Source organism: Pseudoduganella sp. jia 12 (assembly GCF_055502675.1).
Window position 1 is genome coordinate 23376 of sequence record NZ_JBUXKP010000020.1, and the last position, 15119, is coordinate 38494.

15 protein-coding genes are annotated in these 15119 nt (G+C 64.1%); 9 read left to right on the forward strand and 6 right to left on the reverse strand.

From position 1 onward, the window contains the following. Window positions 1-337: 337 nt before the first annotated feature. Complete coding sequence (locus ACY65G_RS29175) at window positions 338-940, forward strand: acyl carrier protein phosphodiesterase (protein ID WP_465000783.1); 603 nt, start codon at window positions 338-340, stop codon at window positions 938-940. On the opposite strand, the gene glmU is transcribed toward ACY65G_RS29175, so the two are convergent. Next, window positions 924-2300 carry a bifunctional UDP-N-acetylglucosamine diphosphorylase/glucosamine-1-phosphate N-acetyltransferase GlmU gene (gene glmU / locus ACY65G_RS29180; RefSeq protein ID WP_465000784.1) on the reverse strand — a complete coding sequence of 459 codons (1377 nt, stop codon included), beginning with the start codon at window positions 2298-2300 and terminating at the stop codon, window positions 924-926. The two genes, ACY65G_RS29175 and glmU, sit on opposite strands and share 17 nt — an antisense overlap. 40 nt (window positions 2301-2340) lie before the next feature. Here glmU and ACY65G_RS29185 point away from each other — a divergent pair, with 40 nt between their 5' ends. Further along, complete coding sequence (locus tag ACY65G_RS29185; RefSeq protein ID WP_465000785.1) at window positions 2341-3213, forward strand: DUF6279 family lipoprotein; 873 nt, start codon at window positions 2341-2343, stop codon at window positions 3211-3213. A gap of 21 nt (window positions 3214-3234) precedes the next feature. On the opposite strand, the gene ACY65G_RS29190 is transcribed toward ACY65G_RS29185, so the two are convergent. After that, window positions 3235-3984: a DeoR/GlpR family DNA-binding transcription regulator gene (locus ACY65G_RS29190; RefSeq protein WP_465000786.1), complete on the reverse strand. Its 750-nt coding sequence runs from the start codon at window positions 3982-3984 to the stop codon at window positions 3235-3237. A gap of 96 nt (window positions 3985-4080) precedes the next feature. On the opposite strand from ACY65G_RS29190, the gene ACY65G_RS29195 reads away from it, so the two are divergent. From ACY65G_RS29195 to ACY65G_RS29215, 5 genes are all read left to right on the forward strand, one after another. Continuing rightward, on the forward strand, window positions 4081-4764 hold the full coding sequence (locus ACY65G_RS29195; RefSeq protein ID WP_465000787.1) for an NUDIX hydrolase: 684 nt from the start codon (window positions 4081-4083) through the stop codon (window positions 4762-4764). Window positions 4765-4927: 163 nt separating this feature from the next. Further along, window positions 4928-5560: a 16S rRNA (guanine(966)-N(2))-methyltransferase RsmD gene (rsmD, locus tag ACY65G_RS29200; RefSeq protein ID WP_465000788.1), complete on the forward strand. Its 633-nt coding sequence runs from the start codon at window positions 4928-4930 to the stop codon at window positions 5558-5560. A 92-nt stretch (window positions 5561-5652) separates the two neighbouring features. After that, complete coding sequence (gene coaD / locus ACY65G_RS29205; protein WP_465000789.1) at window positions 5653-6144, forward strand: pantetheine-phosphate adenylyltransferase; 492 nt, start codon at window positions 5653-5655, stop codon at window positions 6142-6144. Between the two features lie 10 nt (window positions 6145-6154). Then, a complete protein-coding gene (locus ACY65G_RS29210; protein WP_131148422.1) occupies window positions 6155-6412 on the forward strand; it encodes a YfhL family 4Fe-4S dicluster ferredoxin in 258 nt (85 codons plus the stop codon). 107 nt (window positions 6413-6519) lie between these two features. Further along, the gene (locus ACY65G_RS29215) at window positions 6520-7113 is read left to right on the forward strand and encodes a chalcone isomerase family protein (protein WP_465000790.1); all 594 of its coding nucleotides are present in this window, start codon (window positions 6520-6522) and stop codon (window positions 7111-7113) included. A gap of 139 nt (window positions 7114-7252) precedes the next feature. Here the strand turns inward: ACY65G_RS29215 and ACY65G_RS29220 are convergent, their stop codons facing one another. Then, a complete protein-coding gene (locus tag ACY65G_RS29220; RefSeq protein WP_465000791.1) occupies window positions 7253-7540 on the reverse strand; it encodes a hypothetical protein in 288 nt (95 codons plus the stop codon). Window positions 7541-7648: 108 nt separating this feature from the next. Here ACY65G_RS29220 and ACY65G_RS29225 point away from each other — a divergent pair, with 108 nt between their 5' ends. Then, on the forward strand, window positions 7649-8617 hold the full coding sequence (locus tag ACY65G_RS29225; protein WP_465000792.1) for a LysR family transcriptional regulator: 969 nt from the start codon (window positions 7649-7651) through the stop codon (window positions 8615-8617). Between the two features lie 73 nt (window positions 8618-8690). Here ACY65G_RS29225 and ACY65G_RS29230 read toward each other — a convergent pair whose 3' ends face one another. Next, window positions 8691-9740 (reverse strand): methyl-accepting chemotaxis protein, encoded by a 1050-nt coding sequence (locus tag ACY65G_RS29230; protein WP_465000793.1) that lies wholly within the window; start codon window positions 9738-9740, stop codon window positions 8691-8693. 39 nt (window positions 9741-9779) lie between these two features. Next, window positions 9780-10235, reverse strand: a complete 456-nt coding sequence (locus ACY65G_RS29235; RefSeq protein WP_130186877.1) for an Lrp/AsnC ligand binding domain-containing protein — start codon at window positions 10233-10235, stop codon at window positions 9780-9782. A gap of 231 nt (window positions 10236-10466) precedes the next feature. Here ACY65G_RS29235 and putA point away from each other — a divergent pair, with 231 nt between their 5' ends. Beyond that, window positions 10467-14102 (forward strand): trifunctional transcriptional regulator/proline dehydrogenase/L-glutamate gamma-semialdehyde dehydrogenase, encoded by a 3636-nt coding sequence (gene putA / locus ACY65G_RS29240; protein WP_465000794.1) that lies wholly within the window; start codon window positions 10467-10469, stop codon window positions 14100-14102. Between the two features lie 197 nt (window positions 14103-14299). Here putA and ACY65G_RS29245 read toward each other — a convergent pair whose 3' ends face one another. Further along, a complete protein-coding gene (locus ACY65G_RS29245) occupies window positions 14300-15025 on the reverse strand; it encodes a 5'-methylthioadenosine/adenosylhomocysteine nucleosidase (RefSeq protein WP_465000795.1) in 726 nt (241 codons plus the stop codon). Window positions 15026-15119 lie beyond the last annotated feature (94 nt).

Sequence of the window (15119 nt, forward strand, 5' to 3'; positions counted from 1 at the left end):
GCAACCCCATGCTGCCGAAAAGGCAGGCGAACCAGCAAGGAAACCTGCTGCAGCATTGCCTATTAACATGTTGTACAGCGCGTTTTCCACAACGTTATCCAAGGCCACATTCGAGGCGAAAAGCGCCTTTTTCACGCTATACAGGGCTATACACGGCTTATCCCGGCCTTTTACCCTCGCTTTCCCACAACGTTATCCCCAATCGGCATGGATCACTGCATTGCAGGATGATTCCAGCTCGCCCGAAAAGCTATGCACCGGCTGCCCACCGGTTATGCCGGCGCTTGTGCACACGCTTGTCCACAGCGGGGCTTGCGGACGGTGGGTAAAATGGCGCATGAATTACCTGGCCCACGTGTACCTGGCCCGGCACGACGACGCGGCGATGGTCGGTGCGATGCTGGGCGACTTCGTCAAGGCGAACGATATCGCCGCCTACCCGGCGGACATCGCGCGCGACATCCTGCTGCACCGCCATGTCGACAGCTATACGGACAGCCATCCGGCCGTGCTGGCATCGAAGGAATTGTTTGGCGAAGGCCGGCGCCGCTACGCGGGCATCGTGCTGGATGTGTTCTATGACCACGAGTTGAGCCGCCACTGGCAGCGCTGGTGCGACGAGCCGCGCGATGCCCTGATTGCCCGCTTCTACCGTGCACTGGCGGCGCACGAGCCGATGCTGCCGCCGCGGCTGCGCGAAATGCTGCCCTACCTGGTGCGCCAGGACTGGCTGGGGGGCTATGCGACGTTCGAGGGCGTGGAAGGAACGATCGCGCGAGTGTCGCGTCGCCTGAGCCGCAATGGGGAGTTGCTGCGCGATGGCGTGCAGGACCTGGTGCGGCACCGCGACGCCATCGCCGAAGGGTTCGAGCGCTTCTTCCCCGACCTGGTGCGGTTCGCGGAAGAGCGCAGGGCGCAGCTGCTTACTTCTTCGTCTTGACGGGGCGCTGCCAGCCGTCGATCGTCAGCTGCTTCGGACGCGAAATCGTCAGCTTGCCGGCCGGGGCGTTTTTCGTCAGCGTGGTGCCGGCGCCGATCGTGGCGCCCGCGCCCACCGTGACCGGGGCCACCAGCTGGCTGTCGCTGCCGATGAACGCGTCATCCTCGATCGTGGTGCGGAACTTGTTGGCGCCATCGTAGTTGCAGGTGATGACACCGGCGCCGATGTTCACGCGCGAGCCCACGTCCGAATCGCCCACGTAGGCCAGGTGGTTGGCCTTGCTGTGCGCGGCCACCTGGCTGTTCTTGATCTCGACGAAGTTGCCCACGTGGACATCCTCGCCCAGCGTGGTGCCCGGGCGCAGCCGCGCGTAGGGGCCGATGACCGATTTCGGGCCAACGGTGGCTTCCTCGATATGGCAGAACGGCTTGATCTGCGCGCCCGCTTCGATCGCCGCGTTGACGATCACGCTGTGGGCGCCGACCGTTACGCCGTCGGCCAGCGTGACCTTGCCTTCGAAGACGCAACCGACGTCGATCGTCACGTCGCGGCCGCATACCAGTTCACCGCGGATGTCGATGCGCGCCGGGTCCATCACCGTCACGCCCCGTTCCAGCAGCGCCTGGGCCAGGTTGTTCTGGTGGATGCGTTCGAGCTGCGCCAGTTGCACCTTGCTGTTCACGCCCAGCACTTCCCACTCCGCCGCGGGGTGCGCGGACACCACCTCGACGCCATCGGCCACGGCGCGGGCCACGATGTCGGTCAGGTAGTACTCGCCCTGCGCGTTCTTGTTTTCCAGCGACGCGAGCCATTTTTTCAGGTGGCCGGTGGGAATGCACATGATGCCGGAGTTGATTTCCTTGATCGCGCGTTCTTCCGCCGTCGCATCCTTTTCTTCCACGATGCGCACGATGCGATCATTCTCGCGGACGATGCGGCCCAGGCCGAACGGATCGGCCTGCACCACGGTGAGGATGCCCAGCTTGTCCTGGCCCGCCGCGTCGACGAGGCGCTGCAGCGAGGCGGCGCTGGTCAGCGGCACGTCGCCATACAGTACCAGCGTGGGCGCCGATTCATCCAGCACGGGCAGCGCCTGCATCACGGCGTGGCCGGTACCCAGTTGCGGTTCCTGCAGCGCGGCGGAGATTTCCACGCCACCGCGTGCCTTCTGCGCTTCGAGGGCGGACAGCACCGTGGCGCCTCCATGCCCGTAAATCACACATAATTTGGCCGGGGCGAGGGTGCGCGCGGTATCGATCACGTGCGACAACAATGGCTTGCCTGCCAGCGGATGCAGCACTTTGGGCAAGACAGATTGCATGCGTTTGCCCATGCCGGCAGCGAGGATGACAACGTTCATAAGGCGACTTCGTCTAATTAATAATATGCAAAAGTTTAACATGCAGACATCATCTTTCCGTACCTGGTTCCTGGTTGCCTTGCTGGCGCTGGTGACAGCATGCAGCTCGCTGAAGCTGGCCTATAACAACGGCGACACGCTGCTGTACTGGTGGCTGGACAACTATGTCGACTTCGACGACGAACAGAGCGGCGAGGTAAAAAAGGATATCGACAACCTGTTCCGCTGGCACCGCAAGACCCAGTTGCAGGATTATGTGCACGTGCTGCAGCACGCGCAGCAGCAACTGCGCGGCAATCCCACGCCGGCGGAACTGCGTGCCGACTATGACGACATCCGTGCCCGCACCCAGGCATTGCTGCTCAAGGCGGCACCGGATATCGCGGACATCGCGCTGTCGCTGAAGCCCGAGCAGCTGACGCAGATGGAAAAGAAATTCGCCAAGAATAACGACAAGTTCCGCCGCGAGAACATGAAGGGCGACCGCGAGGACCAGAACGAATTCCGCTACAAGAAATCGATGGAGCAGTTCGAGCTGTGGTTCGGCGGTTTTTCGCGCGAGCAGAAAGAGATCATTCGCAAGGCATCGGATGCGCGGCCGCTCGATAACGCGATCTGGCTCGATGAACGGATGCGCCGCCAGCGCAACGTGCTGGCGCTGGCGCGGCGGATCATGCAGGAAAAGCCGACCCGCGAACAGGCCACCACGCAGATCCAGGCCCTGATCCGGGAAAGCTTCGCCCGTCTCGACAACTCCGAGCGCAAGGCGTTCTATGAAGCCAACACGAATGCCTCGATCGGCCTGGTGCACACCGTGATCGGTATCGCCACGCCGGAACAGAAAGCCCACGCGCAAAAGCGCATGCAGGGCTGGATCAACGACTTCAATACGCTGGCGGCGGACACCAAGTAAGCCGTCCAGCCGACCGCGCCCCTACAGGATACGGATGCCCAGGGCGCGGTAGGGCGCCAGCACCGCTTCAGTTACGGTACTGGCCGTAATCAGCGTATCGATGCGGCCCGCCTCGCAAGCGACATACGAGGCGGCCGTGCCCAGCTTTTCGGGCGTCACCAGCGCCACCACGTGCTTCGACGCGTTGACGATCGCGCGCTTGACGGCCGCTTCGTCCGGGTCGGCCACCGTCAGTCCCGCTTCCGGATGCAGCCCATAGGTGCCGATGAAGCAGTGGTCGGCCAGCAGCTGGCGGAAGAAATCCACCGTTTCCAGGCCGAGGTTGACGCGGTAGCCGGCATGCACGCGGCCGCCCGCCATGCGCACGTCGATACCGGGATGATCGAGCAGCGTCAGCGCGGCCGGCAGGCTGTGGGTAGCCACCGTCAGCTTGCCGGTGGCCGGCAACTGGCGCGCCAGCCAGCCGGCCGTGGTGCCGCCATCGAGGATGATCAGCTGGCCCTCGCCGACCAGCGCCAGCGCCTTGCGCGCGATCTCCTGCTTGGCTGCCGCGTCGTGCTGCTCGCGCGCCGCATAGGCGTTCGGAATCGGCGAGGGCAGCAGGGCACCGCCGCGGATCCGCATCAATGCGCCCTGACGGGCCAGTTCGTCGATATCGCGGCGGATCGTGTCTTCGGAAACGTCCAGCGTGGCACTGAGTGCGCCCAGCTGCACCTGGCCATGGCGTTGCAGTTGGTCGAGGATGCGGCGGAAACGTTCGTACTTGAGCATGGCGTGGCAATCGTGGAATTTGCGGTATTTTGCGACTTCTTGCAATAATCTGCAAGAAAATGGTAGGCTTGCCGTCATCTTTTCATTGGAGCCACCATGAATGCCAACGCCTTGCCGCCTGCCACTGCCGATGAACCCCCGACCGATTCCGGCCGCATGTGGATGGGGATCGCGCAGCGCCTGCAGGCGCTGGCGCAAGCTGGCCTGGCCTACGGCCCGCACGTGTTCGATGCCGAGCGCTACCAGGAAGTGCTGGCGCTGAGCCAGCAGATGCTGAGCCACCTGACCGGCCAGCCCGTCGCACAATTGCAGGATGCGGTGGCGCTCGAACGCGGCTACCCGACGCCGAAGGTCGACATCCGCGCCGTGCTGTTCGACGGCACCGACAAGGTGCTGATGGCGCGCGAAAAGCACGATGGCGGGCGCTGGTCGCTGCCGGGCGGCTGGGCGGACGTCGGCTGCACGCCGTTCGAAGTGGCGGTGAAGGAGGTGCGCGAGGAAACGGGGCTGGACACCGAAGCGGTGCGGCTGCTGGCGCTGTGGGACAAGCGCGTCCACCCGCATCCGCCCCAGGCGTGGTACGTGTACAAGGCGTTCGTACTGTGCCGCGCGACCGGCGGCGCGCTGCTGGCGGACACGGCCGAGACGTCCGACGTGCGGTGGGTGTCGCGCCACGAGCTGGCCACGCTGGACCTCTCCACGGACCGCGTCACGCTGTCGCAGCTGGAAACCTTGTTCGCGTTCGCGGAAAACCCGGATTTGCCCACGCTGTGCGATTGAATGTTGCCAAAACTGGGGTAAAGACCGGGGTCAGACCCCAATTTGGGGAAATATTTCCCAAATTTGGGGTCTGACCCCGGTTCAAATTTGGGGTCTGAGCCCGGTTTGGAGCAACATTTTTAGGCGTGATATAGTGCCCGCCTCATTTCCGCGCCACGTAGCCATGCAAAAGAAAAAGCCCGCCGCCAAAGTTCCCGTCCACGGTCCGCAGCACGCCAAGCAGGTGCGCATCATTGGCGGGGACTGGAAGCGCACGCCGCTGCCGGTGCTCGAGGCGCTGGGGTTGCGGCCCACGCCGGACCGGGTGCGCGAGACGGTGTTCAACTGGCTCAACCACCTGAAGGGCGACTGGGGCAACGTGCGCGTGCTGGACCTGTTCGCCGGCAGCGGCGCCCTCGGCTTTGAGGCGGCCAGCCGTGGGGCGCAGCACGTGACGATGGTGGACGCGAACGCGGCCATCGTGCGCCAGTTGCAGACGGTCCAGGAAAAGCTGAACGCCACCAATGTCGTCGTGCAGCGTGCCGATGCGCTGGCGCTGGCGCAATCGCTGGCGCAGCGAGGGCAGCGCTTCGACGTGATCTTCCTCGATCCGCCCTACCAGCAGGATTTCCTGTCCCGCGCGTTGCCGCTGTGCGACAAACTGGTGGCGGAGGGCGGCCTGGTCTATGCCGAATCCGGCTTGCCGCTGGTGGCCGACGATGGCACTGCGCCGGAATGGCTGGAACACTGGGAAGTGGTGCGCCAGGACAAGGCCGGCATGGTGCACTTCTACCTGCTGCAGCGCCGGGGAGGGTAAGTCCACGGCGGCAGCGGCGGCGGCCGGCGGTGAAGGCCGCCCGCGTTTCAGGCATAATGCGCGTCTGATTCGTGCAAAAAACGAGGAACGCAATGGTTGTAGCCGTTTATCCGGGGACGTTCGATCCGCTCACGCGTGGTCACGAAGACCTGGTGCGCCGCGCATCGGGCCTGTTCGACACGCTGGTGGTCGGCGTGGCCGACAGCAAGGCAAAACACCCGTTCTTCACGGTCGAAGAGCGCCTGGAAATCGCCAATGAAGTGCTGGGCCATTATCCGAACGTGAAGGTCGAGAGCTTTTCCGGCCTGCTGAAGGATTTCGTGCGCCAGCACGATGCCCGGGTGATCGTGCGCGGCCTGCGCGCGGTGTCCGACTTCGAATATGAATTCCAGATGGCGGGCATGAACCGCTACCTGCTGCCCGACGTCGAGACGCTGTTCCTCACGCCGTCGGACCAGTATCAATTCATCTCGGGCACCATCGTGCGCGAGATTGCCCAGCTGGGCGGCGACGTGTCGAAATTCGTCTTCCCGTCCGTCGACCGCTGGCTGCGCAAGAAAATCGCGGCAAACGAGGCCGCATAGAGGTTCTATCATGGCTTTGATGATCACCGACGACTGCATCAATTGCGACGTTTGCGAGCCCGAGTGCCCGAACGAAGCGATCTACATGGGTCCGGAAATTTACGAAATCGATCCCGACAAGTGCACCGAGTGCGTGGGCCACTTTTCGGAACCGCAGTGCCAGCAGGTGTGCCCGGTGGCGTGCATTCCGTTCAACCCGGAATGGCGCGAGTCGGAAGAGCAGCTGCGCGCGAAATACGAGCGCCTGGAAGCGGCCAAGGCCGCCTGAACGGCCGGGGTCCACACCACCTGTAACAAAAAAGCATGATCGTGCGTGAGCCGGGCGGGGCGGTGGTATAGTGCTTCGGCACTTCCCCATACCCATCCGGAGACACCATGAATCCTTCCCGCAGATTAGTCATCCACGGCGCCTGCGCGCTGCTGCTTGCCGCCGCATTGCCCGCGCTGTCGTTCGCCGCCACCGAAGTGGCCGGCGTGAAGTTCGACGACACGGCCACCGTCCAGGGCCAGGCATTGAAGCTCAATGGCGCCGGCCTGCGCACGAAGGTCATCTTCAAGGTGTATGCGCTGGGCCTGTACCTGCCGGAAAAGAAAACGTCGGTGCCCGACATCCTGGCCGCGCAAGGCGCGCGCCGCATCCAGATCGTCAGCCTGCGCGACCTGACGTCGCAGGATTTCGGCGACGCCTTCATGAAAGGCCTGAACGCGAACACGGACGCCGCCGAACGCACGCGCCTGCTGCCGCAGACCAAGACGTTCGGTGAAATGTTCGCCGCCATCCCCGGCCTGAAAAAGGGCGATGTGCTGCTGGTGGACTGGGTTCCCGGCACCGGCACCGTCTGCACGCTCAACGGCAGGAAGATCGGCGAAACGGTGCCGGACCAGGCGTTCTACAACGCGATCCTGCGCATCTGGATCGGTAACGAACCCGCCGACACGGGTCTGAAGCCGAAACTGCTGGGTGGATGAGGTTCGAACGGACGCTGTAAAACAAAAACCCGGGACGGTCCCGGGTTTTCAGCAATATCCTTGAAACAGGGTTTACCCCTGTTTTCTCGACGACAACATTTCCCGAAAAATGGGGTACGTCCCCATTTTTCAAGCAACGTTATGCCCGTGATGCGAGCGCCTGCAGTTCGGCGGCCTCGCTGGGCGACGCCTTTTGCGAGTTCATCATACGCTTGAGCATGGCGGCATCGCGCATCTGGCGGCGCTGCAGGCGTTGTTCCTTCGTCAATTTCGGTTTCACCACCAGCACGGCGGCCAGCGCCAGTCCGCGCAGCAGCGGCTTGAACATCACCAGGAACCCGACGACCAGCGCGCAGGCGAGCAGCACTTGCAGTGCGTCGCCTACACTCAGCGGCAAGAATTGGGTTGCGGAAACGAAATTGAACATGTTTTTCTCGGTTTACGTATAGAATCTACCGTAACTATAGTGCAGCGCAACATATCATTCCAATTTCGTTTCCCAATATAAATCATCACTCTTCTGAATGACTGAATCATGAGCTTCCTGACACTCGATTTGAACCTGCTGCGTGTTTTCGATGCCGTGATGACGGAGCAAAACCTGACCCGGGCCGCCGGCCACCTGGCGATGACGCAGCCGGCGGTGTCGAACGCCATCAAGCGCCTGCGCGAAAGCCTGGGAGACGAGCTGCTGATCCGCACCGCCTATGGCGTGAAGCCGACGCCCCGTGCGGAGGCGCTGTGGCCATCGGTGCGCAGTGCGCTGGCCTCGCTGGAAGCAGCGGTGGCGCCGGGCTCGTTCGACGTGTCGAAAGCCCATGCCACGTTCCGCCTGGCGATGGCCGATGCGACCGCCGCCTTCTTCCTGCCTTCGCTGATGCGCTCGATCGAAGCGGAGGCGCCGGGCATCAACGTGCGCATGGTGCCGCTGACCACCCGCGAACCGCGGCCGATGCTGCTGCGTGGCGATATCGACCTTGCCGTCGGCTTCTTCCCGGGCGTGGCGGCGCAGCTGTCGTATGAAACGGCATCGCCGATCCGCCACGAGCGGCTGTATTCGGGCATTTATGTGTGCGTGATGCGGCGGAACCACCCGCTGGCGAAGCAAGAACTGACGCTGGATAACTATTGCGAAGCGAACCACCTGCTGGTGAGCTTTTCCGGCCGGGCGCACGGCCTCGTGGACGAAGCGCTGGCACAGCTGCAGCGCGAGCGCCGCATCCTGCTGACGGTGAACCAGTTCTTCACGGCCGGCCGCGTGGTGGCGAACTCGGACCTGATCACCGTGCTGCCGAAGCACCTGATCGCCTCGACCGGCATGACCGATGCGCTGGTGTACAAGGAATTGCCGTTCACGCTGCCCGCCGTGCACCTGGACATGCTGTGGCACGAACGCGATGCCCGCAGCCCCGCCCACAAGTGGCTGCGCGCGCAACTGGAAAGCATGCAGCAGGGGGCGCAACGCCTTGCGCCGGGCACGTTGCCGAAGGCCGATACGCACTGATCTTTCCTCAAAACAAGGGTACGTCCCCAGTTTTGCCTGCAAACAGGGGACGTACCCCTGTTTGCAGGCAACGTCAGTGCCCCGCCACCGACTCGCTCGTCGATTTATAGCCGATCCGGAACCCGCCCCAGTGCTTGCCATGCACATGGATCGGGGCGGACAGGTCGTGCATCACTTCTCCCGTATCGCGCTTGTAGGTCTGCAGCAGGAACGGCCGCGTATTGCCGCCGCAGCGCTTGCCGGTACGGTCCGTGAAGATCCGTTTCGTGCGGTTGTTGACGATGTCCACGTCGTAATCGCCCGTCAGCGGCTGCGAATATTTCCTGTTGTGTGTCGGGAAATAGCCGCCATCGTCGACGGCGCCGGCATCGGCCAGCGATGTCATGCCGGTGCTGGCTTTTTCCGCCTCGTCGTTGATTTCGCGGACCATCTGGCTGATCTCGTCGGTGGCGCTCTTCGTGCGCTGGGCCAGCTGGCGCACCTCGCCGGCGACGACCGCGAAGCCGCGGCCCTGTTCGCCGGCACGCGCCGCCTCGATGGCGGCATTCAGCGCCAGCAGGTTCGTGCGCGACGAAATCTCGGAAATCGCGTCCGTGAAACCGGCGATGCGGCCGGCCTTGCCGCGCAGCGCGGCCATCGTGTCCGCGGCTGTCCGCGCCGCCGTGCTGGCACCGGCAATGCGGGCCAGGCCGTCGTCCGCCTCGGCGCGGCCCGCCTGGGTTTCCTCGCGCACGCGGTGCGCCACGAGCGCGGCCCGTTCGGCATTGGCGGCGATCTGCCCGGTGGCGGTGGTGTTCTGCTGGGTGGCGGTGGCGATGCTGCCGGAGTTGTCGACATCCTCGCCGATTTTCTTCTTGATGGAATCGACGAAATACGACGTTTCGGCGGCGCCGATCATGATGGCGTCGATCTCGTTGCCGACCGTGGCGGCGAAGCGGCGCGGTCCATCATCGCGGCTGCCCTGCCCGGCAAAGCGTGCCAGCCAGGGAACGAGGGCGGCGATCAATGCCGCCAGCAGGGCGGGCCACAGGGCCGCGTTGCCGAATGCAAGCCATGCTGGCAGGGTTCCCGCCGCCACGGCGCCCGCGGTCCATGCCGCCCGTTCCAGTGCTGCACGCTGCATTCCGTCTCCTCCGGCGCGGTGCCGAAAGACGGACCGTGCTCATTTGATGGGCAACTTGCTGGTATTCTTGACTTCTTCCATTACCGCATAAGTGTGGGTTTCCCGCACGCCTTTTTGCAACAATGTTTTCCCAAGGAATTCGCGGTAGGCCGCCATGTCCTTGACACGCGCCTTCACCAGGTAATCGAAGCCGCCGGCCACCATATGGCATTCGAGCACCTCGGGAATCAGTTGTACACTATGCTTGAACGCATCGAAGACTTCGGGCGTGGTGCGGTCCAGCACCACTTCGATGAAGACCAGCAGCGAAACGTCCAGCAACTGCGGGTTCAGCTGGGCGGTATAGCCCAGGATATAGCCCGAATCGTGCAGCTTGCGCACCCGCTCGAGGCAGGCCGCGGGCGACAGGTTCACCCGCGCCGCCAGCTCCACGTTGCTGATGCGGCCATCGCTTTGCAGCTCCATCAGGATTTTTTTACTGATCTTGTCCAGCATCGGGCATCTCCACCTTAAATTTTATTTGGTTAAATTCTCTCATCAAAAATGTTGTATGGCTAGCCCCCAGCATTACCAGAATTAATCCAGAAGAATCCCGCATACAATCGAATCATTGGCTACAGCTACCTGGCCCGGCCCGAAAGACACCGAAACACGCTCCGCAGACCTCGTTTGCCGGGCGTGTTTTGCTAGGTAACTCGCTTAACAATTTTCGATAGAGATTCTTCCATGAATGCCCCAGTTCCCTTCAGCGCCCTGCAGGCGGAAATCCTGCGCGACCCTTCCCCGTTGCGTGCGGCGATCACGGCCGCGTACCGGCGCGACGAACGCACGGCCGTGCACTGGCTGCTGGCGCAGGTGCGCGACCGTGGCGCCGACGTGCCACGGGAGGCTCAGGCGCTGGCACGCCGGCTGGTGACGTCGGTGCGTGAAAAGCGCACCCGGGCCTCGGGCGTGGATGCGTTGATGCACCAGTTCTCGCTGTCGTCCGACGAAGGCGTGGCGCTGATGTGCCTGGCCGAAGCGCTGCTGCGCATTCCCGACCAGGCCACGGCCGACCGCCTGATCGCCGACAAGATCAGCAAGGGCGACTGGCGGCGCCACCTGGGCGAATCGCCGTCGCTGTTCGTCAACGCGGCCACGTGGGGCTTGCTGGTCACGGGCAAGCTGGTCAGTTCTTCCAGCGAGGAGAAACTGGGCTCGGCGATCACCAAGCTGATCGCCAAGGGCGGCGAACCGCTGATCCGCAAGGGCGTGGACCTGGCGATGCGCATGCTGGGCAACCAGTTCGTGACGGGCCAGACGATCGACGAGGCGATCCGCAATGGCCGCGACAACGAAGCGCGCGGCTACCGCTACTCGTACGACATGCTGGGCGAAGCGGCGTTGACGGAAGAAGACGCCGCGAAATACTACGCCAGCTATGAAACGGCGATCCATGCGATCGGCCGCGCGTCGGCCGGCCGCGGCATCCGCAACGGCCCGGGCATTTCGGTCAAGCTGTCGGCGCTGCATCCGCGCTACAGCCGGGCGCAGCGCGAGCGCGTGATGGCGGAACTGCTGCCGCGCCTGCGCGCCCTGGTCCTGCTTGCCAAGGGCTATGACATCGGCCTGAACATCGATGCGGAAGAAGCCGACCGCCTGGAACTGTCGCTGGACCTGATGGAAGCACTGGCGCACGACCCGGCGCTGGCCGGCTTCGCAGGTATCGGCTTTGTCGTGCAGGCTTACCAGAAGCGTTGCCCGTTCGTCATCGACTACCTGGCCGACCTGGCGCGCCGCAGCGGCCGCCAGTTCATGGTGCGGCTCGTGAAGGGGGCTTACTGGGATGCGGAAGTCAAGCGCGCCCAGGTGGACGGCATGCCGGGCTATCCCGTGTACACGCGCAAGGTGTACACGGACGTGTCGTACCTGGCGTGCGCGCAGCGGCTGCTGGCGGCCAGCGACGTGCTCTATCCGCAGTTCGCCACGCACAATGCGCAGACGCTGTCGACGATCTACACGTGGGCGAAGCGGGACGGCATCGACGACTACGAATTCCAGTGCCTGCACGGCATGGGCGAAACGCTGTACGACCAGGTGGTGGGCAAGGACAAGCTGGACAAGGCCTGCCGCATCTACGCGCCGGTCGGCACGCATGAGACCCTGCTGGCCTACCTGGTGCGCCGGCTGCTGGAAAACGGCGCCAATTCGTCGTTCGTCAGCCAGATTGTCGATGAAAGCATTCCCGTCGATGCGCTGGTCCAGGATCCGCTCGACATTGCGCGCCAGCAGGGCGGTGCGCCGCATCCGGCCATCCCGTTGCCGCAGGACCTGTTCGGTACCGAGCGCCGGAATTCGGCAGGCATCGACCTGTCGAACGAGGACGTGCTGCGCGACGCCGCGCAGGCACTGGCGCAGCCGCGCACGTGGACGGCCGCACCGCTGCTGGCCGTGCCCGCGGAAGGTGGCCAGCCGGCGCAGCCGGTGATCAATCCGGCGCAACGGCACGATGTCGTCGGCCATGTCACGGAAGCGACGGCGGGCGACGTGGAACGGGCGCTGGCCAGCGCCAGCAGCGCGGCGATGGACTGGCAGACGGTGGAACCCTCCGCGCGCGCCGAGGCGCTGATGCGCGCGGCAGACCTGTATGAAACGCACCAGCTCGAACTGATGGCGCTGGCGATCCGCGAAGCGGGCAAGTCGCTGCCGAACGCCATCGCCGAGGTGCGCGAGGCCGTCGATTTCCTGCGGTATTACGCCCAGCAGGTGCGGTTCGAACCCAATGCGCTGGCGCTGGGTCCCGTCACCTGCATCAGTCCATGGAACTTCCCGCTGGCGATTTTTACGGGACAGGTGGCCGCGGCGCTGGCGGCCGGCAACGTGGTACTGGCCAAGCCGGCCGAGCAGACACCATTGATCGCCCAGCGTGCCGTCGAGCTGTTGCACGAGGGCGGTATTCCCCGCGCGGCGCTGCAGTTCCTGCCGGGCCGCGGCGATGTGGTCGGCGCCGGCCTGTGCAGTGACGCGCGTGTCAAAGGCGTGATTTTCACCGGATCGACCGAAGTGGCACAGCTGATCAACCGTGTGCTGGCCAAACGCGCCGCGGCGGAACGCTGCGACATTCCACTCATTGCCGAGACGGGCGGGCAGAATGCGATGATCGTCGATTCGTCGTCGCTGCCGGAACAGGTGGTGCAGGACGCGATCTCGTCCGCCTTCGACAGCGCCGGGCAGCGCTGTTCCGCGCTGCGCGTGCTGTTCCTGCAGGACGATATCGCCGACAGGACGATCACGATGCTGAAGGGGGCGATGGGCGAGCTGAGGATCGGCAGCCCGGACCGGCTGGCGACCGATATCGGCCCCGTCATCGATGCCGAGGCACAGCAGAACCTGATGGCGCACATCGAACGCACGAAGCGCACGTGCGTGGCGCATTTCTCGCTCGGCCTGCCGGGCGAGGCGGCCGGCACGTTCGTGCCGCCGACGGTGCTGGAAATCCGTTCCCTGGCCGAACTCACGAAAGAAGTATTCGGCCCGGTGATGCACGTGATCCGCTATGCCCGCGCCGACCTGCCGAAGGTGGTGGACCAGATCAACGCCAGCGGTTTCGGCCTCACGCTGGGCGTGCATTCGCGGATCGATGAAACGGTGGACTACATCACGTCGCGTGCCCACGTCGGCAACATGTATGTGAACCGCAACATCGTCGGCGCCGTCGTCGGCGTGCAACCGTTCGGCGGCGAAGGCAAATCGGGCACGGGGCCGAAGGCCGGCGGCCCGCTCTACCTGAAGCGGCTGCAACGGGCCGCGGCACCGGTCGAGACCCATGCGCGCCAATCGACGCCCAGCGTGGATGCGCTGCTGGTCTGGGCGAAAGGGAAGGGCAAGGACCAGCTGGCGACGCTGGCGGAGCAATACGTGCGCTCGACACCGCTCGGCACGGAACTCGTGCTGCCGGGTCCGACCGGCGAACGCAACACGCTGCGCTATGCGGCGCGAGGAACCGTGGCCTGCTTCGCCGAAACGCAGGATGCGCTGCTGAACCAGCTGGCCGCGGTGCTGGCAACCGGCAACCGCGCAGCGATCGTGGCCCATGCCACGTCGCTGGTGCCTACCGACCTGCCGCCCGCCGTGCAGGACCGGCTGGAAGTCGTGGGCAGCATGGCCGCATTGAAGGAAGGCTTCCAGATCGCGCTGGTGGAGTCGGTGCTCGTGGAGCAGGTGCGGGTGCCGCTGGCCGAACGCGACGGCGCGCTGGTCAGTATCATCGACACCACCCCGGAAGCACCGATACCGTTGTGGCGGCTGATCGCCGAGCGGGCATTGTGCGTCAACACGACGGCTGCCGGCGGCAATGCCAGCCTGATGACGCTGGGGGCATAAACCGGCTCGGACGACAACCTGTCGTTCCAGACAACAAAAATGGCGCTTCGGCGCCATTTTTTTCGTCCCGCACGGTGATTCGTCAGCCGGATGCCGCCAGGAAGCGTTCTGAGGCACCCTGACACGGTTTTATTGCTCAGGTCGAGCCCGGCAGAGTGGATAGGGCTGGAAAGCCTCCTGCCCCTTCTGGGTGCCTGTCAGGGATGCCGGCAAAAGCGCTCGATGATGCCGAACGCATAACGTGACGCGACGGTTTTCACGAAATGCATGAAATCCGTGGCGGCTTGTTCGTTTGCATTGTCGGAAATCGTGCGCATCACCGCGAACGGAATGCCCAGCTCGAAACACACCTGCGCCACCGCAGCGCCCTCCATCTCCACCGCGAGCAAGCCCGGCAAGGCGCTTTTCAGGGCCGCCAGGCGCACGCCGTCGTGGATGAACTGGTCGCCACTACCAATGAGCCCGCGATGCAGCGTGGCACCATTCTCGCCTTCCAGGAAGGTGCCGGCAGCGTGGGCAAGCCGGGAACTGAGTTCCAGGTCGCTCGGCAGGTGCGACAGGCCTGTCAGCGGTACTTCGAAGCGGGGAAACAGCGGCGACGCATCCATGTCGTGCTGGACCAGCGATTCGGCCACCACCACATCGCCAACGCGGACGGCGATATCGGCACTGCCGGCCACGCCGGTAAAGAGGATGTGGGTAACTCCGAACTTTTCCACAAGCGTGGTGGCGGTCATGGCCGCAGCCACTTTGCCGATCCGCGACAGCACGATCACGGTCTCCCTGTTCCACAGCTTGCCCACGCTGTAGTCGCGCATGCCGTGGATATGCCGAACGGGGTTGCTCATGGCCTGGATCAGACCTTCCTGCTCTTCGGCCAGGGCGGAAATGATGCCCAGGCGTGGGGTTTTCTCTGTCAGCATGGATTTCCAGGATACTGGACAGCAGCTTGGTGCTGTCTGTTTGCGGCATGGGCGCTGCTTTCTGCCGCTGCTTTCTGCCGTTGGTTTACAAGAT